General features: G+C 62.0%; 14 protein-coding genes. 5 read left to right on the top strand and 9 right to left on the bottom strand.

Annotation, left to right across the window (positions count from 1 at the left end; genetic code table 11):
• Window positions 1–159: 159 nt before the first annotated feature.
• The 8 genes from rluB to ACP7B7_RS15800 form a co-directional block, all read right to left on the bottom strand.
• Window positions 160–2,265 (bottom strand): 23S rRNA pseudouridine(2605) synthase RluB, encoded by a 2,106-nt coding sequence (rluB, locus tag ACP7B7_RS15835; RefSeq protein ID WP_426077269.1) that lies wholly within the window; start codon window positions 2,263–2,265, stop codon window positions 160–162.
• Window positions 2,258–3,046 carry an SMC-Scp complex subunit ScpB gene (gene scpB, locus ACP7B7_RS15830; RefSeq protein WP_308922811.1) on the bottom strand — a complete coding sequence of 263 codons (789 nt, stop codon included), beginning with the start codon at window positions 3,044–3,046 and terminating at the stop codon, window positions 2,258–2,260. The genes rluB and scpB overlap by 8 nt, the downstream gene beginning before the upstream one ends.
• Window positions 3,047–3,448: 402 nt before the next feature.
• Entirely contained in the window at window positions 3,449–4,468 is a 1,020-nt protein-coding gene (locus tag ACP7B7_RS15825) for a glucokinase (protein ID WP_308922812.1), read from the bottom strand.
• Window positions 4,469–4,776: 308 nt separating this feature from the next.
• On the bottom strand, window positions 4,777–5,739 hold the full coding sequence (locus tag ACP7B7_RS15820) for a VTT domain-containing protein (protein ID WP_426077268.1): 963 nt from the start codon (window positions 5,737–5,739) through the stop codon (window positions 4,777–4,779).
• A 26-nt stretch (window positions 5,740–5,765) separates the two neighbouring features.
• On the bottom strand, window positions 5,766–7,457 hold the full coding sequence (locus ACP7B7_RS15815; protein WP_426077267.1) for an ABC transporter ATP-binding protein: 1,692 nt from the start codon (window positions 7,455–7,457) through the stop codon (window positions 5,766–5,768).
• Between the two features lie 9 nt (window positions 7,458–7,466).
• A complete protein-coding gene (locus ACP7B7_RS15810) occupies window positions 7,467–8,579 on the bottom strand; it encodes an ABC transporter permease (RefSeq protein ID WP_426077266.1) in 1,113 nt (370 codons plus the stop codon).
• A 9-nt stretch (window positions 8,580–8,588) separates the two neighbouring features.
• Entirely contained in the window at window positions 8,589–9,527 is a 939-nt protein-coding gene (locus ACP7B7_RS15805) for an ABC transporter permease (protein WP_094445700.1), read from the bottom strand.
• Window positions 9,528–9,555: 28 nt separating this feature from the next.
• Window positions 9,556–11,379 (bottom strand): ABC transporter substrate-binding protein, encoded by a 1,824-nt coding sequence (locus ACP7B7_RS15800; RefSeq protein WP_426077265.1) that lies wholly within the window; start codon window positions 11,377–11,379, stop codon window positions 9,556–9,558.
• Between the two features lie 345 nt (window positions 11,380–11,724).
• On the opposite strand from ACP7B7_RS15800, the gene ACP7B7_RS15795 reads away from it, so the two are divergent.
• The 4 genes from ACP7B7_RS15795 to ACP7B7_RS15780 all read left to right on the top strand — a co-directional run bounded on the left by ACP7B7_RS15795 (window position 11,725) and on the right by ACP7B7_RS15780 (window position 20,791).
• Window positions 11,725–11,976, top strand: a complete 252-nt coding sequence (locus tag ACP7B7_RS15795) for a hypothetical protein (RefSeq protein WP_308922817.1) — start codon at window positions 11,725–11,727, stop codon at window positions 11,974–11,976.
• Between the two features lie 18 nt (window positions 11,977–11,994).
• Window positions 11,995–14,790, top strand: coding sequence for a TonB-dependent receptor (locus ACP7B7_RS15790; protein WP_308922818.1), 2,796 nt, complete (start codon window positions 11,995–11,997; stop codon window positions 14,788–14,790).
• 140 nt (window positions 14,791–14,930) lie between these two features.
• Window positions 14,931–17,600, top strand: a complete 2,670-nt coding sequence (locus tag ACP7B7_RS15785; protein WP_426077264.1) for a TonB-dependent receptor — start codon at window positions 14,931–14,933, stop codon at window positions 17,598–17,600.
• A 347-nt stretch (window positions 17,601–17,947) separates the two neighbouring features.
• Window positions 17,948–20,791, top strand: a complete 2,844-nt coding sequence (locus tag ACP7B7_RS15780) for a TonB-dependent receptor plug domain-containing protein (RefSeq protein WP_426077263.1) — start codon at window positions 17,948–17,950, stop codon at window positions 20,789–20,791.
• A 78-nt stretch (window positions 20,792–20,869) separates the two neighbouring features.
• On the opposite strand, the gene aroG is transcribed toward ACP7B7_RS15780, so the two are convergent.
• Window positions 20,870–21,934 carry a 3-deoxy-7-phosphoheptulonate synthase AroG gene (gene aroG, locus ACP7B7_RS15775; protein WP_426077262.1) on the bottom strand — a complete coding sequence of 355 codons (1,065 nt, stop codon included), beginning with the start codon at window positions 21,932–21,934 and terminating at the stop codon, window positions 20,870–20,872.
• A 700-nt stretch (window positions 21,935–22,634) separates the two neighbouring features.
• Here aroG and ACP7B7_RS15770 point away from each other — a divergent pair.
• Complete coding sequence (locus ACP7B7_RS15770) at window positions 22,635–25,280, top strand: TonB-dependent receptor plug domain-containing protein (protein ID WP_426077261.1); 2,646 nt, start codon at window positions 22,635–22,637, stop codon at window positions 25,278–25,280.
• The last annotated feature ends 85 nt before the right edge of the window (window positions 25,281–25,365 follow it).

Here is a 25,365-nt window from a genome sequence, read left to right as displayed (position 1 = left end):
CGAACAACCCTGCGGAGAACTTTTATTAGGCTGCAGATTATAACCTCTTATTAACTTCGCCGCAATGCCGCGCATGCGCGCAGGACCGACTTACAACAGTTACAAGAGTGTGCGCAGCCGGGGCAAAACCCCGGTTTGCGCTACAAGAAAGGCCCTTTTTTAACCTTTGGTACGGCGGCGCGGCATGCCATCCATGCCACCGCGCGGCTGGCCACCGGAACGCACCTGGCCGGCGCTACCACCGCCGCCAGTACGGCGCGGGCCGGTATTGGCAAAGCCGAATGCCGTTTGCAGCGGATCGGGCTGGCGCGGACCGCGCTGCGGCGCACGGCCTTCGCCGCCTGGACGGCCCTGGCCACCCTGGCCGGCCACGCGCGGGGCGCGGCCCTGGCCTGGCTGCGCACCGTCGAAGGAAGCAGCCGAACGCGGCTGGCCACCCTGGAAAGGACCTTGCGGCTGGCCACGGCCAGGACCACGCGCTTCGCCCGGACGACCCATGCCGCCTGGACGGCCCTGGCCTTGCGGACGGGCGAACTGGCCCTGTGGCTGGCCACGGCGCGGCGCGACCGGGAACGGATCGGCGTTGCGGTTGCTGACATCGATGCGGTTGCCGTTCGGCTCGTCATCACGCTCCTTGCGGTCGACCTTGCGTGCTTCGCGGCCCTTGGCGGCGCCAGCGGCGCGCGGGTCACCCGAGGCCGGCATTTTCTTTTCGATACCGTAGGCGGCCAGCAGGTCGCGCACGGTGTTTTCATCCATCTCCTCCCAGCGGCCACGTTTCAGGCCGCTCGGCAGGGTCATGGCGCCGTAGCGGGTACGGATCAGGCGCGAGACGGTCAGGCCGATCGCTTCGAACATGCGGCGCACTTCGCGGTTACGGCCTTCGCCGATCACCACGCGGTACCACTTGTTGATGCCTTCGCCGCCGCCATCGGCGATCTTCGAGAACTGCGCCAGGCCGTCTTCCAGCTCGACGCCGGCCAGCAGCTTCTGGCGCATGCCTTCTTCCAGCTCGCCCAGGGTACGCACGGCGTATTCGCGGTCGATGCCGTAGCGCGGGTGCATCAGGCGGTTGGCCAGGTCACCGGAAGTCGTGAACAGCAACAAGCCTTCGGTATTGAAGTCGAGGCGGCCAACGGCCAGCCATTTGCCGGCCTTCATGGTCGGCAGGCGGTCGAACACGGAAGGACGGCCGTCCGGGTCGTTGTGGCTGACGATTTCGCCGGCCGGCTTGTGGTACACCAGCACGCGCGGCGGCTTCTTGCTGACGCGGCGCTGGATCAATTTGCCATTGATGCGCACATGGTCGGACGGCAGGATGCGCTGGCCGATATGGGCCGGCTCGCCGTTGACGGACACGCGGCCCGAAATGATCAGGTCTTCCATGTCGCGGCGCGAACCGAGGCCGGCTTCGGCCAGCACCTTGTGCAGCTTCGGCGCATCGTCGTCGGAGGTCAGGTCGCGGCGCACGGCGGTTTTCTGCACGCGGCCGGCGCCGCCCTCTTCGCTGTCGAAGGCGTCGGAGGTGACGAACGAGAAGATCGCATCGGCTTCGTTCAGCTTGCCCGGCGCGGCCTGGCGGCCCTTGCCCTTTTTACGGCTCTTGCCGGCGTTCTTGCCGGTGCCCGGCATGTCGTTGCGCGGCGCGCGCGGCTGGCGTCCTTGCGGCGCCGGCGATACCAGATTGCCTTCGGCATCGAACACATCGGCGACCGGCGCGGCCGCTTCCACTGCAGCGTCTTGTGGCGCGACTTCAGGCCTGGCGGCTTTCTCGGCCTTCGGGCGTGGCGGCTGGCGCAATGCGCGTTCGGCCTGTACACCGCGCATCTGGCGCGGACCACGGGTCGTGCGCGCCTCTTCGGTTTTTTCAGCAACAACTTGCGGAGCCGTTTCAGCTTCCACGGCGGCGGCCTTGGCGGCGGCGCGGGCGCGCGGCGGACGCGGCGCCGGTGCGGCAGGTGCCGCGCCAGCGTCGGCGGTCACGGCATCGGCCGGCGCTTTCGGCGCGGCCTTGGCGCGCGGTTTTTTCACGGCGGGCGCTGCCTCGGCAACGTCGACGGCAGGCGCGGCGGCGGCGGCATCAGCAGCGATCTCGGCCTTGGTGCGGCGCTTCGGCTTGGCAGCGACGGGCGCGGCCTCGGTGACTGCGGCGGCTGGCGCAGCGGCGGCAGCGGCTTCGATCTGAGCCTTGGTGCGGCGCTTGGGCTTGGCAACGATGGCTTCGTCGCTGGCGGTAACTGTCTCGGGTGTGTTCGGATTATTCATTGTTCGTTTCTTGGCTGTGCTGACCTGGCGCAGCGTCAGCCGTTAGTTCTGGCGCAGGGTCGTGAGTATAGGCTTCGTCCGTGGGCGAAGCATCGGGGCCGGCATCAGGGCTTGCTGTCACTACTGTCACAGCCGTACTGCTACCTGCACCAAGCGGTACTGCAACGTCATTCGTTGCTTTGTCAAAATTTTCTTGCAGGGCGGCTTCCAGGGCTTCGAGCCCGTTGCCCTGCATTTCGCTGATTTGCTGCAACGGCGGCAGCTGGGACAGCGAGCTCAAACCCAGGTCGTCCAAAAATTGTCTGGTGGTGGCCAGCAAGGCCGGCCGGCCCACCACGTCGCGGTAGCCGATCGCATCGACCCAGCCGCGGTCTTCCAGCATCTTGATCGTCTGCGAATTGACGGCCACGCCGCGAATTTCTTCGATGTCGCCGCGCGTGACGGGCTGGCGGTAGGCGATGATGGCCAGCGTTTCCAGGGTGGCCCGCGAATACTTGGGCGGCCGCTCGGGTGTCAATCGATCGAGATACATCTTCATTTCAGGGCGGCTTTGAAAGCGCCAGCCCGACGCCAGGCTGACCACTTCGATGCCGCGCCCTTCCCACTCCTGCCGCAATTCCTCGAGCAGCTGCTTGATCGTATCGGCGCCGACACCAACCCCGCGCACGCGGCCATTGTCATCGGCATCGACGAACAGCTTTTTCAGGCTGTGGATCGTCAGCGCTTCACGCGCGCACAGCAACGCTGTTTCGAGGACTTTCTTGGCCTCAATGGTGTTCATAGCAATTCTGTGCGGATATGTATTGCAATTCGTATGCAGAGAAAGAAATCAAAACGTTCATTTCAACGTAACAGAGGGCATGCATCGCTGACGATGTCATGCTGGGTTACAAGTTGAGGCTGTTTTTCCGACGCCTTGGCCTAAGCGCGCAAAGCGGGAGTCTTGCGGATGCGATGAAAATCCTGCGATCCATGGCGCTGGCCTTAAATAACCAGCAATGAAACGAACTCCGGAGCAGCTGCTTCGCTGATGGCGGCGTACAAGCCGGGCGCGCGAGACAGTCGTCGTTTCATCCAACGATGCCAATTGTACCTGATAAAAAGCGGAAAAGCGCAAAACCGGGCAAAACAGCATTTTGCCCGGCGTAAACGCTACAGACCGGCCCGCCTCGGGCCGGACTTCCTAGTGCGACGACAGTTTCTCGGCCAGGATGGCCGAGGTGCCGAGGAAGGCCGGGTATTGCGCGGTGATCACGAAAGTGGGTACCTGCGACACGTAATTGGCGAAGCGGCCCTTGCGCTCGAAACGGGCGCGGAAGCCCGAACGGTCGAAGCGCGCGCCCAGGCGTGGCACGATGCCGCCGCCGATATAGATGCCGCCCAGCGCGCCCAGGGTGACGGCGACGTTGGCCGCCACCGTGCCCAGCATGCAGCAGAAGGTTTCGATGACGTCGTCGCACAGCTGCGATTCGCCGGCCAGCGCGCGGCGCGTGATCTCGGCGGCCGGCAGCTTTTCGTCCGCCACGCCGGCACGGTCGGCCAGCGCGCGGTAGATCAGTTCCAGCCCATCGCCGGAAATCAGGCGCTCGGCCGAGACGTGTTCGAATTCGCGCCAGGCAAACTGCAGAATCGACACTTCCAGCTCATTGAAGGGCGCGAAGTTGACATGACCGCCTTCGCTTTGCAGCGCGATCCAGCCGCCGTGCGACGGGATCAGGCCCGATACGCCCAGGCCCGTGCCGGCGCCGATCAGGCCGATGGCGGTGTTCGGACGCGCGGTGCCGGCGCCCACCTGGTGCTTTTCGCTGCTGGAGAGCATCGGCACGGCGCGCGCCAGGGCGGTGAAATCGTTGACCACGTCCAAGGTGGTGAAGCCGCACTCTTCGCGCATGGCGCGGATCGAGAACGACCAGTGATGGTTGGTCATGCTGAGGAAATCGCCCGACACCGGATTGGCGATGGCGATCATGGCGTGGCGCACGGCCTGGCCACCGGCGGCGACAATCTGCGGCAGGGCCAGGTAGGCTTGCAGGGCGGCCGCCAGACTCGGATAGTCGGCGCAAGGCAGCACTTCAACCTGGCCGATCTGGCCGGCGGCCACTTCCAGGGCAAAACGGGCATTCGTGCCGCCTACATCGGCCAGCAGGCGCGGACCATCGGCGTAGGCGGAAGTGGGCAATGCGGGAGTAGACGAAGCGCTCATGATTTTAAGTGTAAGTGGGACGCATGGGACGCCAAGCTTAAAGGATGAATGAGCTTCGAGGCAAGCAAAGTTTGTAGTTTAAGTACATCAAAAGCCGCATTTATCGGTAGTTCCACTCCAAATACGACAGGCAATCACCGGGCATCCAAATGAAGCAAGCGCTCACACTTGCTGTACGCCAGCAAACCATGTTGCGCAGCAGCAAAGACATCCTCCATCCGCCGCACGACAGGCCAGCCGTGCGCTACCGTCAGGAATGACGGATTGCCCCTGCTTTCGTAGGATTACTACCAATTCCCGACAACAAATCAGGAGGCCAGGCCTTCGTTGAGCAGGCCGGCAGGCGCCGGTTGGTCGGAGCGGTAGACGGCGTTCCAGGCATCGAGGCCGCCATGCAGGGGCTTGGCGCGGTGGAAACCATGTTCATTGAGCAGCTTGGCCACTTGCGCGGCCGTCACGTCGTTGGGGCAGCTGCAATAGACGACGATATGGCGGTCCTTGTCCAGGCCGATCAAGGCCGGCACCGGTTCCTTGCCATTGAAGAACAGGGCACCCGGCACGGCAGGTTCGAGCGACTGCGCCGTGGCGCTGCGCGCATCGACCAGCAGCGGCTCATGACCCTGTTCGATCAGGTCCAGCAATTCGGTAATGCTGATGCGTTCGACCTGCAAGGCCTGGCGGAAGCGGCGGCGTTCCAGGTATTTATACATCAGGAACAGGCCCAGCAAGGTCGCCAGCACCAGCAGCGCGGTGCTGCCCATGGTGCTGAGCAGGTCCAGCACCCGCTCCACGCTGGCATGGAAGATCACGCCGACCAGGATGCCGGTGCCGCACCACAGCAAGCCGCCCAGGCCCGCATACAGGAAGAAACGCGACGCCGGGGTGCCCATGGCGCCCGACATCGGCGCGGCAATCGTATTAAAACCGGGCACGAACTTGGAGACGATCAGGGCTTTCGGGCCCCAGCGCTTGAATTTGTCTTCCGTCTGGCTGACGCAATAGTCGGGCGACAGCGAGATGCGGCACAGCAGGCGCAGGATGCGCTTGCCGAAATGGCGCCCTGCCCTGAACCAGGTCAGGTCGCTGATCAGGCAGGCCGTCAGGCCCGCCGCCAGCACCAGCGCGCCGTTCATGTCGCCATCGACCGACAGCGCACCCGCCACCACCAGGATAGGGAAGGCGGGAATCGGCAAGCCGAGCTGCTCCACCAGCACGATCCCGAAGACGATCAGGATACCGTAGTGTTCGAGCAGGAAGATAAGGTTGGGCATGGCGCTATCTTACCGCAAAAGCACGCTCAATTTTGCACACCTCTTGGTATGGCGCTCAGTAAAGTACGGGTATACGGATGGACGGGGTTGCGATACAGCTCGTCCGAATCGGCCAGTTCCACCACTTTGCCCTGATGCATCACCATCACCTGGTCGGCGATATATTTCACCACCGACAGATCGTGCGAAATGAAGATGTAGGACAGGCCGAATTCATCCTGCAAGTCCTGCAGCAGATTGAGCACCTGCGCCTGCACCGACACGTCCAGCGCCGACACCGATTCGTCGCAGACCAGGATTTCCGGCTGCATGGTCAGGCAGCGCGCAATTGCGATGCGCTGGCGCTGGCCACCCGAGAACTCGTGCGGATAGCGGTGGAAGGCCTGTTCCGGCAAGCCGACTTTATCGAGCAGCCAGTAGGCCTTGGCGATCCGCTCCTGGTCGTTCGCGCCGATCTTGTGGATGCGCATCGGTTCGAGCAAAATCTGCCCCACCGTAAAGCGCGGGTTCAGCGAGGCATACGGATTCTGGAAGATGATCTGGATCCGACGTTTATAGGGCAAATATTCCTTGTTCGGCATGGCGATCAGGTCCTTGCCGTGGAACATGGCCGTGCCGCCGGTGGCCTGGTGCAGGCGCAGCAGGGTCAGGCCGACCGTGGTCTTGCCGGAACCGGACTCGCCCACCACGCCCAGCGTCTTGCCGCGCGGCAGGGTGAACGACACATCCTTGACGGCCTGGAACTCGCGCTTGCCAAATAAGCCTTCGCGCATGTAAAAACTCTTGCTCAGGTTATTGACCACCAGCACCGGCTCGTCGCCCGGCGTATAGCCGCGCGAGCGTTGTTTGATTTCCACACCGGGGCCGGCCTTGCCTTCCATATAGTCGGCAATCACCGGCAGCCGCCAGGGCCGTTCGTCCAGCGACGGGCGGCAATGCAGCAGCGCCTTGGTGTAGGCGTCGGTGGGCGCCTCGAACACCTGGCGCACTTCGCCCGTTTCGCGCACTTCGCCGTGGCGCATGACGATCACATGGTCGGCGATCTCGCCCACCAGGCCCAGGTCGTGGGTAATGAACAGCACCGACATTTGATGTTTCTTTTGCAGCGCGGCGATCAGGTCCATGATCTGTTTCTGGATCGTCACGTCCAGCGCCGTGGTGGGCTCGTCGGCGATCAAGAGTTTCGGCTCGCAGGCGATCGCCATGGCGATCATCACGCGCTGCTGCTGGCCGCCCGACATCTGGCTCGGGTAGGCGTCGATCTTGTTGGCGGGATCGGGAATGCCGACTTCGTCGAGCAGTTCAAGCGTGCGTGCGCGCGCCTGCCTGCGGTTCATGCCCATGTGCTGGCGCAGCACTTCGGCGATCTGGAAGCCGACCGTAAACACCGGGTTCAAGGATGACATCGGCTCCTGGAAGATCATCGAGATATCCTTGCCGCACATGTCGCGCCGCTCGGCGATCGACAGCGTCAAGAGGTCGCGCCCGCCAAAGAAGATGCTCGATTGCGGGTCGATGATCGTGTTGTCCGGCGGCAGCAAGCCCATCACGGCCAGCGAACTGACCGACTTGCCGCTGCCCGATTCGCCCACCAGCGCCACCGTGCTGTTGCGCGGGACGTTGAAGGAAATGCCCTTGACGGCTTCGAAGGTGGTCTTCTTGTCGAGACGGAAAGTGACGCGCAGGTCGCGCACTTCCAACAGGTTATTCTGGTCCATGAGCAACTCCTATTTCACTTTGGGGTCGAGCGCATCGCGCAAGGCATCGGTAAACAGCGAGAACGCCGTCACCAGCACGGCCATCGCCGTGGCGGCGGCCGTCAGCTGCCACCATTTGCCCAGGATCAGTTCATTTTGTGCTTCGTTCAGCATGCTGCCCCACGAGACGGTACCGACCGGCACGCCAAAGCCCAGGAAGCTCAAAATCACTTCGGCCTTGATGAAGCCCACCACCAGGATCGACATCTGCACCAGCGCCACGTGGCTGACGTTGGGGAAGATATGCGAGAACATCTTGCGCCAGTGCGAAGCGCCGATGGCGTCGGCCGCCATCACGTATTCGCGCGCCTTGTGCTTGATGTATTCGGCGCGGATCAGGCGGTACGGCCCGGTCCAGCCGGTCAGCCCCAGGATCAGCACGATGGTCAGCACGCCTTTTTGTTGCAGCACGGCGGCGACCGTCAGGATCATCAGGATCGACGGTATCGACGTGAAAATGCTGTAGAACCAGTTGAAGAAATCGTCGACCAGGCCGCCGAAATAGCCGGAGACGGCGCCGAAGATGGTGCCCAGCACAACGGCCAGCAAGGCCGCCACCAGGCCCACCACGATCGACGTTTCGCCGCCCTTGATGGTTTTCTGCAGCACGTCGTGGCCCCATTTGTCGGCGCCGAACGGCAAGGTGGCCGCCTTGTGGGCAATCACTTTTTTCGCCTTGCCCATCGTGCCGCGCAGGGCGGTGATGTCGTCGGCCAGCGGATCGGTCACGCCGTACATCTCGACGCCGGCCGATGGGCTGCTGCCCATCTGGGCGCGCAGTTCGGCGATATCGTCGGCCAAAGGATCGAGCACATTGACGGGCGTCGGCAGATTGCGCTCGTCACTGACGGGGATCGCGCCGTCGACACCGGCAACCACCGGGTCGGCGCCGGCAAAGGTGGGCGGCGCATAGCTGACGGCCACTTCATCTTCCCAGTTGGCGCCCACCAGGCCGCCGCTGGATGCCAGCACCAGCAGGAAAAACGCGCCGACCACGGCCAGCGATACCATTGCGATTTTGTCGCCGCGCAAACGGCGCCACGCCAGGGCCCACAGGCCCGGCGATGTATGAGGTTTCGACATCGTCACTTTCTACTTCAGTTGGACACGTGGATCGACCGCCTGGTACATCAGGTCGGTCAGCAGGTTGAAGAGCATGGTGGCGGCGGCGACATACACGGTGATCGCCTTGATCACCGGAAAATCGCTGCGCTCGACCGCCAGGATCACTTCACGCCCGATGCCGGGAATGCCGAAGAAGCGTTCCAGCAAAAAGGCCCCGATCAAGAGCGCCGGCAGATTGGACATCACGTAGGTAATGATGGGAATGGCGGCATTGCGCAGCACGTGGACCCACATGATGCGCCCTTCCTTCAGGCCCTTGGCGCGCGCCGTGCGCACATAATCCTGGTTCGCTTCGTCCAGCACGAAGGTGCGGAACAGGCGCAGGGTCGGCGCGATCGAGACGGCCAGGCCGATCAGGATCGGCAGGGTGGAATAGCGCAGCAGGTTTTCCCAGAAGCTGTCGCCCCAGCCCTGCACCGGGAACAGGCCCAGCTTGTAGGCGAAGCCGTACTGGAACACGATGATGTAGACCAGGATGGAAATCGACATGCCGACCGTGCAGGCGATCATCACGGCGCGGTCCGTCAGCGAACCGCGGACAAAAGCGATGGCCAGCGCCAGCGCCACGCCGAAAAACGTTTCCAGCACGGTCAGTGGAATCAGCACCATCATCGACGGCCCCAGGCGCGAAGTGATGATATGCGAGACGGTCTCGCCGGTGGCCCAGCTCTGGCCGAAATCAAACGTGACGATCTGCTTGATGAAGATCCACAGCTGCACGTAATACGGCTGGTCGACGCCGAGCTGGCGGCGGATATTGGCGATGCTTTCGGCGCTGGACATCTTGCCGGCCAGGATATACGCCGGGTCGCCGCCGACCCAGTTGAACAAGATAAACACCAGCAGCACCACGCCCAGCATGGTCGGCAGCATCTGCCACAGGCGGCGCAGGATATAAGCAAACATAATGATTCCTTAGCGTTATAAGCTGCGTTTATTTAGCGGCTGGCGCTGGAACCGGTGCACCGTTGCTGTCGATATCCATGAAGGCCCATTCCTGGAACAGGATCGGATGCTTCTTGTAGCCCAGCACCGATTTTTGCGCCAGCATATTGCGATAGCGCGCGTAGCCGATCAGGGCGCCGGCGTTCACTTCCAGGCGGCGCGCCATTTTATGGTACAGCTGGTCGCGCTCGAGGCTGGCCGGCATGTGCTGGCTGGCCGCATACCACTGATCGTACTCGGGGTCCTGGTAGCAGCCGTTGTTGTTCTGGTGCGTGTTCGGGCCGTAGAACAGCTGCATGAAGTTGTCGCCGTCAGGGTAATCCGCCAGCCAAGGCGCGGTGCGCGTCTGCATCTTGCATTGCTTTTCCGTCTTTAAAATATCGGAAAAGATCATGCGGTCGTTTTCCATGCGGATGCCCAGCGAGTTATACGTCTTGCGCCACATTTCGGCCTGCAGCACGCCGTTGGCTTCATTGCGCGAGGCGTAGCGGATCACCAGCGGCTTGCCGTCCGGCAAGGTACGCCAGCCGTCGGCGCCCTTCTTGTAGCCGAATTTATCCAGCAGTTTATTCGCCAGCACGGGATCGTATTGCAGCAGGCTCTTGTAGTGCGGATCGTAGCCGACCACGCCCGGCGGTATCGGATAGTCGAGGCGCTTGGCCTGGCCGTTCCAGATGATGCGGATTTCTTCGTCGATATTGTGCGCCATGGCGATCGCGCGACGCAGGGCGATTTTTTCCTTGCTGAAACCACCGAGGATGGGGTCTTCCATATTCCAGTAGTAATAGCTGATCTCCGGGTCCAACAGGCGCGACAGTTGCACGCCCTTCTCCGCCAGCTCGGGACGCAGCTTGCCGTTCAGCAGCGCTTTTGGCGCCAGCGGTCCGTCGAGCCAGAACACGTCGGTGCCGCCGCTCTGGAACGACAGCCAGCGCGACTGGTCTTCGATCATCACGGTGATTTCGATGCGGTCGATGGCGGGGATAGCCTTGCCCTGCATCTGGCGCACGATGCGCTGGTCGTCAGGGTCGTCGCCGGCCAGGAAGTTCCAGGTTTCGGGCAGGTGCTGCGGATTCTTGTTGAGCACGATGCGGTTGCCGCGCGTCCATTCGCCGAGCGTGTAGTAACCGGTACCGACCGGGTTCGAACCCACCTCCCCTTTCACGTCGCCGTATTTTTCCACCACTTCGCGCGCCACGGCGGCGGTCGGCACATAGGCCAGGATCATGGGGAAGTTGAAATCGGTCTTGGTCAGGGTGATGCGCAAGGTGTAGGGGTCGAGGATTTCCAGGCCCGCCACTTTCTTGCTGTAGTCGAACTTGTTGGTCTTGGCCGCCTCTTTCGCGACATCGTCGAGGCCGACGATCTTGCCTTCGAACAGCCAGCTGTGCGGCGAGGCCAGGCGCGGATCGAACAGCCGCTTCCACGAATACACGTAGTCGGCCATGGTCAGTTCACGGCGCTTGCCGCCGAACGCGGCGTCGGGCGTGTACAGGATGCCTTTTTTCAGGCGGATGGTATAGGTCTTGCCGTCGCTGGACACTTCCGGCAACGCCGCGGCCGCCTGCGGCACCACCTTGACGGGACGCGCCAGGTAGTCATAGGTATACAAGGTATCGAACACGGCTTGCGTGATGTGGTTCGAATACAGGTCGCGCGCGGTGGCCGGATCGAAACCCGTCTCGGCGGCCGGCAGGATGTAGCGCAGCGTCTTGGCCGGCTTGGCACTGGCGGGGGCGTCGGCGGCGGCCAGCAGCGGCAGGGAACTCAGGCAGGCGAGCAGCGCCAGGCGCCGCATCCATGGTGACTTCATGTAATACCCTTCATCTTGATTATCTGTCGCACCGTATTGGTGCGCTTGTACTGGCTTCGCCCTGTGATACAGGATTCCACCGCCAAAACCAGTCCATCCACGCAAGATCCATGCCTTGTCACTAGCGCCACGGCGCCCGTCTTGGCGACCCGTCCTGACTGTCCGAAAAACGCGTAACGATAACGCATATTGTGCCCACCAGGCAAAAAGCCGCGCTGCCGCGCACCGGCCGCCGCCGTGCGCCATCACTGCTGACGCAAATATTGCGCACTGCAGCATTGAAAGTTCCAGTAAGCAAAATTGCGCATATGTAGAAACCCTTACATGCAAGAATGAAAAGAATTCGTGGCCCGTCCAAGAAACCCTATATCGCACTGCAACATTCCCCACATTGTAAAAAATAAAATAAAAATATTTTCACACTTGGCTGTTGTTTCCGTGATGAATAGGCATGGCGCCGCGTTGACAGGGCTTCGCGCCAAGTGGTCTGATGACTTCCGGCGTTTTAAAAAACGCCGTGCGACATTAACGATTGCCGACGCAGCAGTCATGATTCATAACAAAGCAAAAGTTGGCCGTACATCGGCCAATCAGTGACCCTTCAGGAGATTGAGAATGATGATGGAAACAGTGATGTCCCGCTCGGTACGCCTGATCTGCTCAGGCAGCGTGGCAGCGGTCAGCCTGGGCCTGATGGCACCAGCAATGGCACAGGACGCGAACGTCCAGCGTGTCGAAGTGACCGGCTCCAGCATCAAGCGGGCGACGGCAGAGACGGCCTCGCCCGTGCAAGTGATCAGCCGTGACGACTTGATGAAATCAGGCAAGGCCACCGTGGCCGAATACCTGCAAACGCTGACCGCCGACGGCGCCGGCTCCCTGCCTACCGGTTTCGGCAATGGTTTTGCCGCAGGCTCGACGGCGATTTCGCTGCGCGGCCTGGGCGCCACCTCGACCCTGGTGCTGTTGAACGGACGCCGCATGGCGCCGTTCGCGCGTGCCGATGATGGCCAGAAAAGCTTTACCGACCTGTCCACCGTGCCGATGCAGATCGTCGAACGGATTGAGATCCTGAAAGACGGCGCCTCGTCGACCTATGGCGCCGACGCGATCGCCGGCGTGGTCAACATCATCCTGCGCAAGGATTTCCAGGGCGTCGCCCTGAAAGCGGACACCGGCATTTCCGGCGACAGTGATGCCCAGCAGCACCGCGCCTCGATGACCTTCGGCAAAGGCGACCTGGAAAACGACAAATACAACTTCGTCTTCAACGCCGAATACAGCAAGTCGGACAAGCTGATGAACAGCGACCGCGCCGACCGCAAATGGATCGGCAAGGGTGACTTGCGCGCCTACGGCTACCCGATCGGCACCCAGTTCGCCTCCGGCTATATCAGCGGCAACAACAACGCCGCCGCCAGCCCGGCCGGCTCGATCCGCGATCCGAACACGCTGAACTACGTGTCCCTGCCTGGCTGCTCGACCCTGTCGAACTCCACGCCGCAAGACCCGAATGGCGGCTGCCTGTGGCATCAGGACCAGTTCCGTTCGATGCAGCCGAAGATCGAATCGATCAACCTGTACACCCGCGGCACCTGGCAGGTCAATGCCGATACCCAGGTCTATGCGGAAGCGGGCTACTCGAAGCGCGACACGGCATTCACCCTGACGCCACCGTCGATCACGCCGACCATCGCCTTCCCGCCCAACGCCTCGAATCCGAACGGCGTGATCAACTACGGTTCGGGCGCCGGCACCACCATCGTGCTGGCCGCCAACCATCCGCAGAACCCGTACGGCGTGCCGGTACGCGTGCGCTATGCGGCTTTCGACGTCGGCCCGAGCACGCGCACGGCCAACAACGAGTTCAACCGCATCGTGCTGGGCATCAAGGGCACGGCCGCCGGCTGGGACTATGACGCCGGCTACACGCACTCGGAATCGAAGCTGCACCTCGATTACAGCAACATGCTGAACATGGCGGTCGTCAAGGATGCGCTGGGCAATCCGAACAGCCCGTACTTCCCTTACTACATCGGCGCGCAGGCCGGCAAGAACCCTGCCTCGCTGTACGCGGCGATGGTGACGAATGCCACCTCGGACTCGACCACCAAGCTCGACATCATCGACTTCAAGGCCACGCGCGAACTGATGCAGCTGCCAGGTGGCGCCATGGGCCTGGCGGTCGGCGCCGAGCACCGCCGCGACAAGCTGGACAATCCATCGCTGTCCGGCACCGCAACCGGCCAGATCAACTCCAGCTATGTGGCGGCCAAGGGCGACAGCAAGGTCTCGGCCGTGTACCTGGAAGTACTGGCACCGGTGATCAAGACGGTGGAACTGTCGGGCGCCGTGCGTTACGACAAATATGACCGTTTCTCGTCGACCACGCCGAAACTGGGCGCCAAGTGGACCCCGCTGAAAACCTTCGCCTTGCGCGGCACCTATTCGGAAGGTTTCCGTGCGCCAGGTCCGGCAGAGAGCAATGCCGACTCGCAATCGACCGGCACCTCGACCGTGCGTGACCCGATCCGCTGCCCGAACGGCACGCCGCTGGCCGGCGCGACCTCGACCGACTGCGCCGCTTCGGTGGCCGCCGTGAAGATCGGCGACCCTGGCCTGAAACCGGAACAATCGAAGGGTTACACCCTGGGCCTGGTCTGGGATCCGTTCGATGGCACCAGCCTGTCGCTGGACGGCTGGAAGATCAAGCGTGAAAACGAGATCAACCCGCTGCCGTACAACCAGGCCGCCGCCCTGCCGACCGCGATTCGCGCCGACAACAACCTGACCATCAACGGTGTCGTCGTGCCTGGCACGGGTACCCTGTTGATCACCAAGGCGCCGTACCGCAATTCCAGCTTCACGGAAATCAAGGGCGTCGACCTCGACATCAAGCAGCGCGTGCGCCTGGGCGACTACGGCCGCGCCATGTTCGGCCTGACCTGGACCCATGTCGCTTCGTGGGTACGCGCCGAGTCGGACACGGTACGCTATCAGTACGCCGGCACGCACGGCAACTGCGACACGTCGAACTGCGCCGGCACGCCGAAAAACAAGATCAACCTGACCGGTTCGTGGGACATCGGCAACTGGAATCTCAGTGGCGTCGTCAACTACCGTTCGGAGATGAAAAACACCTTGTTCTCCGGCGACCTGTGCGCTTCGCACCTGGCCAGCGGCGCCGATGCACCGAATGGTTGCAAACTGGCCTCGTTCACCACGCTCGACCTGTCGACGCGCTGGAACGTCAGCAAGCACGTGCAACTGTACGCATCGATCAACAACGTGACCGACAAGATCGCGCCGCTCGACCCGCTGACGTATGGCGGCATGAGCTACAACCCGATGGACGCCAGCGGTGCGATTGGCCGCTACTTCAAACTGGGCGCCAGCTACACCTTCAACTAAGCTGACACATCAGTAAGAAGCCTGCAAGGCGGTGAGCGATCACCGCCTTTTTTATTGCGTTAACGCAAAACCTCCTGTTGTCGCGGCTGTTAAAAGTCAGCTTTGGCCATCCGGCCGACAACCCGCAACAGGAGACTCGCATGACATGCAAGCATATCGCCCCGCCCTCTTTACGCCTGCTCTGCACGGCCATGCTGGCGGCAAGCAGCCAGGCCGCGCTGGCACAATCGGCCGAGGAAACCACCGCGCCCGCCATGCAGCGGGTGGAAGTGACGGGTTCCTCGATCAAGCGGCTGGTGTCGGAAACGGCCACGCCCTTGTCCATCTTCCGGGCCGAGGATTTCGCCCGCCAGGGCTTGAGTACCGCGCAGGAAGTGCTCGGTAAAATTCCCTCGAATGCGTCGAGCATGGGCAGCGGCAACGCCGTCGGCGGCAATACCAGCGGCCTGCCCACGGGCGGCCAGGCCAGCGCCGACTTGCGCGGCCTGGGCGGCGACAAGACCCTGGTGCTGCTCAATGGCCGGCGCATCGCCAACCATCCGTATGACGGCGCCAGCGTCGACCTGAACATCATTCCGATCGCCGCGCTGGAACGGGTCGAGGTGCTGCGCGACGGCGCCTCGGCCATCTACGGCACCGACGCCATCGGCGGCGTGATCAACTTCATTACCAAGCGCTCGGTCAACACCACCAATATCACGGCCGAAGCCGTCGCACCCCAGCACCGCGGCGCGGACGAACAGCGCCTCAACCTGTCCTCCGGCATCGGCCAGCTCGATACCGATGGCTACAACCTGTTCGGCGTGATCGATTATCACAAGCAGGACGTGCTCACGTCCCAGGACCGCGCCTTTTCCAGCACCGGCATCATTCCCGGCCGCGGCCTGTCGGTCACCAGCGGCACCACCTTTCCCGGCAATTATTTTGATGCGGCCGCCAACGGCGGCGCCGGCCTGGCCGGCAATCCCTACGCGGCCAGCGGCTGCCGGCCGCCGCTGTCGGTCGCCGCCGCCAATGGCACCTGCCGCCAGGATTACACGCGCCAGATCGACGACCTGCCGGCGCAGCGGCAACTGGCCCTGTTCGGCAAGGGCAGCGTGAAGCTCGGTGGCGGCCACCTGGCCACCTTTGAATATCTGCATTCGGAGAACAAGGTCAAGGCGCGCACGGCGCCGCCACCGCAAATCGGCTTGATACTACCGGCCAGCAGCCCCTGGTATCCGGGCAATGCGGGCGGCGTGCCGGCCCAGGCCGGTTTGTCGGGCCAGCCGCTGAGCGTCAACTGGCGCCCGGTGGAGGCGGGCCAGCGCCAGATCGACTCGCGCGGCAAGGCCGACCGCCTGGTGCTGGCACTGGAAGGCGAGCTGGCCGGCTGGGATTACCAGGGCGCGCTGGTGCGCGCGGTCAGCAAGTCCTCGGAAGACTTTACGGGCGGCTATGTGCAGGACGCCTCGTTTGCCGCCGGCGTGCTGAGCGGCATTTTGAATCCCTTCGGCGAACAGAATGCCGCTGGCAAGGATTACCTGGCCAGCACGGCCTTGCGCGGCGAAGTGCAGAACGCCAAGGTCACCACCACCGGCATCGACCTGAAAGCCAGCCGCGAGCTGATGCAGCTGGCGGGCGGGCCGCTGGCCCTGGCGCTGGGTGCGGAGTTGCGCCGCGAAAAGGCGCAGTTCAATGTCAACCGCGATATCGCCGGCCAGGCCAGCAGTTCGGGGCTGTCCGGCTCGCTCTCGAAAAACGGCGAGCGCGATATCGAAGCTGTGTTCGGCGAACTGAACCTGCCGTTGGTCAAAGACCTGGAAGTACAGCTGGCGGCGCGCTTCGACCACTACAGCGACGTCGGCAGCACCACCAATCCGAAAATCGGCCTGCGCTACCAGGCCAGCGACAAGCTGGTGCTGCGCGGCTCGGCCAGCACGGGGTTTCGCGCGCCGACCCTGTTCGAGAAAAATGCGCCGCCGTCGCGCAACGATACCAACGACAGCTATGACGACCCGATCCTGTGTCCGGGCGGCGTGCCGCAGCCGGGCGCCAATCCGCTGCGCGACTGCGACCTGCAGCAGTACAAGCTGCAAGGCGGCAATGAAAACCTGCGGCCAGAGAAGTCCAAAACCTTTGCCTTCGGCATCGTGCTCGAACCGCTGCGCGAGGTCACCGTCGCGCTGGACTACTGGAATATCCACCTGAAGGACAAGATTGCCTCATTGCCCGAACAGGCGATCTTCGGCAACTATGAAAAATACAAGGCGCTGTTCCTGCGCAACCCGGACGGCTCGCCGAACGCCATCCTCGACCTGAACGACAACCTGGGCAAAGTCAAAACGGACGGCGTCGATGTCAGTGCCAACGCCCGCCTGTGGCGTGGCGCGTATGGCGAGCTCGGCGCCTCGTTCGACGGCACCTGGATCCACCGCTACGATTACCAGAACGAACGCGACGGCGAGTTCATCAACAACGTGGGGCGCTATGCGGACAATAACCCGGTGTTTCGCTGGAAACACACGGCCACCCTCAACTGGCGCCTCGGTGCTTGGGGCGCCACGCTGTCGCAAGCGTACAAGTCCGGCTATACCGACCAGAACAGTGTCGACGCGGCGTACCGGCACGACGTGTCGTCATACAGCCTGATCAATGTATCGGGCAGTTATGCGCGCCAGGGCTGGCTGCTGACGGCCGGCGTGAAAAACCTGTTCGACCGCGAACCGCCATTCTCGAACCAGGGCACGCTGTTCCAGAAAGGCTATGACCCGCGCTACACGGACCCGGTCGGCCGCGCCTGGTACTTGCGCGGCAGCTATACGTTTTAAGGGGGGGGGGCGGCGGCAGGGGTAGCAGCGGGTGGCAAGCGAGATGGTTGGAACGGTGCCAGCAGCGATGCTGAGCGCCGTTTTATTTTACGCTCCTTTACACGCCTGACAAGAGCACGCGATAGTTTATTACTGAAGCAATGTAAAACTAACAAAATAATGTTGCATTTCGTCCAAAGATAAGAGCCGAAATTGACAATTCAAACCATGAATGCTCTGATGACGGGCCTGAAAATATTCCGAATTTTCATTGGCCAATTTGGATATCAGCAAATTAATTATCATAAGACAACAAGTTATCTCAAGATAATTGCCGTGTCTATTACAAAAACAAGGAATTTCAAATCATGGTCGAAAATGTAATCGCGCGTTCGCTGCGCGTCATGTTTGCCGGTAGTCTTGCCCTCGGCATGCACGCCGCGTATGCGCAAGAAACAACAGAAGCGCCGATGCAGCGCGTGGAAGTCACCGGTTCCAGCATCAAGCGCATCGCTTCCGAAGCGTCGCTGCCGGTGCAGTCGTTCAATCAGAAAGACATCAAGAAATCGGGCGTGACCACCGTCACCGATTTCATCCAGCAAATCCCGGCCATGCAGGGCTTTTCCGTGGCGGCCGATTCGGTCGGCGGCGGCGGCGGTGGCGTGACCACGGCCTCGCTGCACGATATCGGTTCGGCTTACACCCTGGTGCTGCTGAACGGCCGCCGCCTGGCGCCTGCCAACTCGGGCACCACCATCGACCTGAACTCGATTCCCCTGGCCGCCATCGAACGCGTCGAAGTGCTGACCGACGGCGCCTCGGCCCTGTACGGCGCCGACGCGATTGCCGGCGTGATCAACTTCATCCTGAAAAAAGGCGCAGCGCCACTGGAACTGAACGCCAAGTACTCGCGTCCTGAAGAAAAAGGCGGCGCCAGCAACTCGTTCTCGATCAGCAAGGGCTTTGGCGATATCGACGATGATGGCTACAGCATTTTCGTGTCGGCCAGCCATGACGAACAGAAGGCGCTGAAAGCATCGCAGCGCAGCTTCGCGCGCAGCGGCATCATCAACTTCAACGATCCGAAGACCGGTCAGGCGCTGCAATTCATCAATGGTTCCTCGCGTTCGGCCCCGGCCAATGCCAGCGTGAACTACAACCGTACCGATGCAAACGGCAATCTGGTGATCAATCCGGAGACCAGCAAACCCTTTGTCGACAGCGTCAACCTGGCCAACCCGTATGCACTGGCCAATGGCGGCAAGTGTGCACCCAGCAATATGGACTTCTACGGCAACGGCAATTGCTATTTCGACTCGCCGGGAACCATCGAGATCAATCCGGAATCGAAACGCGATTCGCTCTTCAGTTCCGGCTCCATGAAGCTGGGCAAAACCGGCTGGCAGGGTTTCTACGACCTGGCCTACACGGAAGCGAAAATCGTGTCGAGCATTGCCCCTTACCCGGCTGACTTCTCGATCTCCCCGACTTCTCCGCTGTTCAGCAAGTATCTGGCGCCGCAACTGACCCCGACGCAGCTGGCCAATGCCGTTAGCGGCGTTGCCACCTACCGCTTGTCGGAAATGGGCAACCGCGTGTATGACTACGGCACCAAGGCCACCCACCTGGTCGGTGGCGTGGAAGGCAGCGCTTTCGGCTGGGATATCAACACCGCCGTGACCTACTCGAAAAACAAGCAGACGCAGAAATACGTCAGCGGCTTCCCACTGGCCGACCAGTTCAACGCGCAGATCGACGCCGGCAATATCGATCCGTTCGCCTACCCGGTGGGCAGCATGCCCGACGCCATGCGCCAGGCACTGCTGGGCACCGGCTTCAGCGGCACCTACAGCACGCAAACCGTGGAAATGAAGGGCATCGACGGCCGCGCGTCGCGCGATGTATTCAAGCTGCCAGGCGGTACCGCCATGCTGGGCGTGGGCGCCGACTACCGCAACACCTCGTACAAGGTGCGCCAGGCCGACGTAGCCCGTGAAGCACAGATACTGTTCGACAACCCGCAAGTCGACAGCGACTACTCGCGCGACAATGCCGGCGCCTATGCCGAGCTGATGATGCCTGTCACCAAGAAACTGGAACTGACCGGTTCGGTCCGTTACGACCAGATCAGCGCCGTCGACAACAAGCTGACCGGCAACAAGGTTGGCAAGACCGAAGATGCAGCCACCTGGAAAATCAGCGGCAAATACTCGGCCACCAAAAACCTGATGTTCCGCGCCGCCGCCGGCACGGGCTTCCGCGCCGCCAGCATGCAGGAAATCGCCGGCCCGCTGGAAGACTGGGGCGTTACCGGTGGTAACTACCAATGCCCGCTGACGGCAGCCAATGGCATGGCCGGCCACCCGCTGGCAGGCTATTGCAACAATGTCGGTCGTCAACAGTTCGAAGCCTTCCAAGGCGGCAATCCCGACCTGAAACCGGAAAAATCGAAACAGTGGAGCATCGGCACCGTATTCGAGCCGTTCGACAGCCTGTCGATGTCGTTCGACCTGTGGAATGTCGAGATCCGCGACCAGGTAACCGCCGTATCGGAAGGCCTGATCTTTGCCGACCCGGCCAAGTACGCTTCGCTGTTTACCACCAAGCACATCAGCTCTACCGGCCGCGACGTGCTGGCCATCAAGTTGCTGCCAATTAATATCGGCAAAGTGGAAAACCGCGGCATCGATTACGACTTCACGCACAAGATGAAGTTGCTGGACGGCCGCCTGACCAGCCGTCTGTCGGGTACCTACCTGCTGCGTTCGCGCTACACCACGCCAGGCACCGACGATCAATGGGAAACCAGCTTGAACCGTTACGGTTCGAACGACAAGGTCAGCTTCCGCAATATCATCAAGGCCACGACCTCGTATGAAACCGCGAAGTTTACGCACACCCTGAGCGCCAGCTACCGCAACGGCTACACCGACGTCAATCAGAGCGCGGACGATTGCGCCGTGATCGTCGCCGGCCAGCCAGGCGCCTGCTACGGCGTGCAGCTGGAAGTGCCGAGCTACACGACGTTCGACCTGCAAAGCGCGTACCGCCCGATGAGCAACGTGGAAATCACGGCCGGCATCCTGAACATGTTCGACCGCAATCCGCCGTTCACGCTGCGCAATACCGGCTCGCACCAGGTGGGCTACAACCCGGCGTACTCGAGCGCCCTGGGCCGCCAGTTCTACCTGAGCGGTTCCTACAAGTTCTAAGCATTCTTTACGCTGAAAACTGAAAAGCCCGGAAAGCTTCACGCTTTCCGGGCTTTTTTCATATTGAACGTAAAGCGCTTATTCCTTGTCGCCCTGCAAGCGGCGCTGCTTGACGGCGGCCGCCAGGTTTTCCAGCACCGCCACGCTGGCGCTCCAGTCGATGCAGCCGTCGGTCACGGACTGGCCATACACCAGTTCCTTGCCCGGCACCAGGTCCTGACGCCCCGCCACCAGGTGCGATTCGACCATCACGCCGACGATGCGGTCGTCGCCGCCGGCAACCTGCGCGGCGATGTCGGCACAGACGGGCACCTGGTTTTCCGGTTTTTTCGAGCTGTTCGCATGCGAGGCGTCAATCATCAAACGCGACGCCAGGCCCTGCGCGGCGATCGCCTTGCAGGCTTCCTCCACGCTGGCCGCGTCGTAGTTGGGCAGCTTGCCGCCGCGCAGGATGATATGGCAGTCTTCATTGCCATTGGTCGAGACGATGGCCGAGTGGCCGCCCTTGGTGACCGACAGGAAATGGTGCGGCTGCGAGGCGGCCTTGATCGCTTCCACGGCGATTTTGACATTGCCGTCAGTGCCATTCTTGAAGCCGACCGGACAGGACAGCCCCGACGCCAGTTCGCGGTGCACCTGCGACTCGGTGGTGCGCGCGCCGATCGCGCCCCAGCTGATCAGGTCGGCGATATATTGCGGGCTGATCACATCCAGGAATTCCGTGCCGGCCGGCAGGCCCAGTTCATTGATGTCGCGCAGCAGCTCGCGCGCCATGCGCAGGCCGTCGTTGATGCGGAAGCTGTTGTCCATGTACGGGTCGTTGATCAGCCCCTTCCAGCCGACCGTGGTGCGCGGTTTTTCGAAATACACGCGCATCACGATTTCCAGCTCGCCGGCAAAGCGGGCGCGTTCCTTGACCAGCAGGCGCGCATATTCCATCGCCGCTTTCGTGTCGTGGATCGAGCAAGGGCCGATGACGACCATCAGGCGGTCGTCCTGGCCATGCAGGATGCGGTGCAGGGCCACGCGGGAATCGGCTGCCGTCTGGGCGGCAGCTTCCGAGCAGGCAAATTCGCGGATCAGGTGGGACGGCGGAGTCAATTCCTTCATTTCGCGAATACGCAAATCATCGGTGCGGGGCATTATTTTCTCCAAAATTTGAACAGGGGTAAAACATCTGGGTAAAAAAAAACCGCCATCAGTGGCGGTTTTTCAGAATTTGCTGGGATCTCGTTTTTTGCTGCTACGTGAACCGACCGCTACTCCACCGCCTTTGGGTTGGAATTGCTAAAGTAAAAATAGGCGGTAAAAAAGTGGCGAGCGAACATGCGAGTCATCCGTAAGTGATGAACGACTATAAACCCATTCTGTAAAGCTTGGCAAGCATATTTGTCGGCAAAGCCGCGGTTGGCTGTCGTTTCAGGCGGCAAAGTGGGAAGAAAACCGCAAAAAGTTGCGCGCCCTATCCCCTCCTTACCTAACTTTACATCGCCGCCCGTGACTGTCGCCAGGGAGGAAAGCGCGTGAACTGTGTCCAAATGTAAGCGTTGCATTTCACATACTGAAGTTCCCCGCACACCGCATGTTGCCAGCGCCAGCCATCCGGCAGGGCTCCGGCGCGCCGCCGCCCACGGGCCAAGATGCACGAACGCTTCTTTACAGCTGTGATGTTTGGCGACTGTTGTTCGTTTTCACACTTGATTTTCTGGTCATTGCTGCGTCACTTTTCACATGTTTTGATGGCTGCGCTCGCTATCCCAGGAGGATGGCCAGCACATCGCATCGGCGACGTATCCGCCTAGCCGAACAATCAAACTCAAGAATTACCTCAGGAGTATCAGCCATGATGATAGAAAGCGTGTTGTCCCGATCCCTGCGCCTCATGTTTGCCGGTTCGCTGGCGCTGGGCGCGCATGCCGTCCAGGCGCAAACCCTGGCCGGCGATGCCGACGGCGAGATGCAGAAAGTGGAAGTGACGGGTTCCAGCATCAAGCGGCTGTCATCGCAGACGGCGCTGCCGATCACCTCGATCAAGGCGGAAGACTTCATCAAGCAAGGCTTGACCACCGCGCAGGAAGTGATGAACACCATCCCGATGAACCAGAGTTCGACCGGCAGCAGCCAGTCGGTGGGATCGGGCACGGGCGGCATGTCGAGCGCCGACCTGCGTGGCCTGGGCAGCGACAAGACGCTGGTGCTGCTCAATGGCCGGCGCATCGCCAGCCATCCGTTCAACGGCGCCGCCGTCGACCTGAACATCATCCCGCTGTCGGCGCTGGACCGGGTCGAAGTGCTGCGCGACGGCGCCTCGGCCATCTATGGCACCGACGCCATCGGCGGCGTGATCAACTTCATCACCAAGCGCTCGGTGCAGGGCGCCACCGTCAGCGTCGAGCACTATGCGCCGACCAGGAGCGGCGGCGGAGAAGAGTCGCGCATCAACCTGTCGGGCGGCTTCGGCAACCTGGCCACCGATGGCTACAATTTCTTTGGCGTCGCCGACGTGCACAAGCAATCATCGCTGGCGGCCACCTCGCGCGCGTTTTCCAGCACCAGCGTGATTCCAGGCCGTGGCGTGGACAACAGCAGCGGCACCTCGCAGCCGGCCAATTTCTATTCCGCCAACGGCCTGACCGGCAATCCGTATGCGGCATCGAACTGTCCCGGCACCGGCCTGATCACCACCGCCAGCGGCACCTGCCGCACCGATACCGTCAAGTATATCGACGACATACCCGAAACCAGGCAGGAATCCCTGCTGGGCAAGGCCACCTTCAAGCTGAGCCCGGACAATATCGCCACCGTCGAGTACCTGCACTCGCGCAGCACCAGCACCTCGAACATCGCGCCCTCGCCATTGACCGGCATCAGCATGACCTCGGCCAGCCCGTATTATCCGGGCAACGGCAATGTGCCGGGCGTGGCGGGCCTGGCCGGCGAAGACCTGACCCTGAACTGGCGCACGGTGGCGGCCGGCAAGCGCACCGGTTTCGATACCAGCACCTCGGACCGCCTGGTGCTCGCGTCCGAAGGCCTGATAGGCGGCTGGGACTACAACGTCGGCCTGACCTATTCCGTCAGCAAGGCGGCCAGCGCCTTTGTCAACGGCTATACCAATGACAGCCTGGTGAAAGCCGGCGTGCTGGACGGCACCTTGAACCCGTTCGGCGAGCAATCCGCGGCCGGCGCGGCCTACCTGGACGCGGCCCAGTTGCACGGGCAATACCTGGGCGCGAAAATGACCAGCACCGGCGTCGATGCCAAGGTCAGCCGCGAAATCTACCAGTTGCCGGCCGGCGCGGTCGGCTTTGCCGTCGGCACCGAGTTCCGCCATGACGAGGCCGAGTACAAGGTCAACCGCGCGCTGGCCTCGCAGGCGCAAAGCTCGGGCTATGCCGATGCGCAGGACCAGGCCGGCTCGCGCAATATCGCCGCCGTGTATTCGGAACTGAGCGTGCCGCTGCACAAGGACCTGGAGCTGTCGCTGGCGGCCCGCTACGACCACTACAACGATGTCGGCGGCAGCTTCAATCCGAAGGTGGGCCTGCGCTGGCAGCCAAGCAAGCAGGTGCTGCTGCGCACATCGTACAACACGGGTTTCCGCGCGCCGACCCTGTATGACCTGCACGGCCCGGCCACCTCCACCTTCACCGGCAACTCGTATGACGATCCGGTGCTGTGCCCGGGCGGCACGGCCGTGGCCGGCGCCAACCCGAACGTGGCCTGCGGCCAGCAGCAATACATCCGCAGCGGCGGCAATGCCAACCTGAAGCCGGAAAAATCGAAGACCTTCAGCGCCGGCATCGTGTTCGAACCGGTCAGTTCGGTCACCATGTCGCTGGACTATTTCAATATCAAAATCCGCGACAAGATCGGCACCGTGGCCGAACAGACGCTGTTCGACAACTACGAGAAATACCAGTCGGCCTTCGTGTATTCGGCCGATGGCAAGACGCTGCAGTATGTCAACGCCGTGCTCGATAACCTGGGCGAAGTCCATACCTCGGGCATCGACACCAGTTTCACCTGGCGCCTGCCACGCAGCAGCTATGGCAACCTCACCTTCCAGTTCGACGGCAGCTGGGTGCACAGCTACAAGTACCAGAACGAAACGGGCGGAGAATATATCGAAAACGTGGGCGTGTATGCCGACAACAATCCCGTGTTCCGCTGGAAGCACAACGCCTCGCTGACGTGGGCGCTGGGCAAGTGGAGCGCCAACCTGTCGAACAAATACATGAGCGGCTACCGCGACCAGAACTATGTCGACGCCGGCTATGAACAGAACGTGAAAGCGTATTCCACCTTCTCGCTGTCGGGCGCGTATTCGGGCTGGAAAAACACCGATATCACGATCGGCGTGAAAAACCTGTTCGACAAGAACCCGCCGTTCACCAACCAGGGCACGGTGTTCCAAACCGGCTACGATCCGCGCTACACCGACCCGCTGGGCCGTACCCTGTACGTAAAGGCTTCGTACAAGTTCTGATGATCTGCTGATGTACTGTCATGCCCGCAAGGTCTTGCCTTGCGGGCATTTTCTTTTGGGGCTACGGCTGTGGCCGTCGTGGCCC

The organism is Janthinobacterium sp. PSPC3-1 (genome assembly GCF_049896105.1).
GTDB lineage: Bacteria > Pseudomonadota > Gammaproteobacteria > Burkholderiales > Burkholderiaceae_D > Janthinobacterium.
This window is presented reverse-complemented; position numbering and strand designations above follow the sequence as displayed.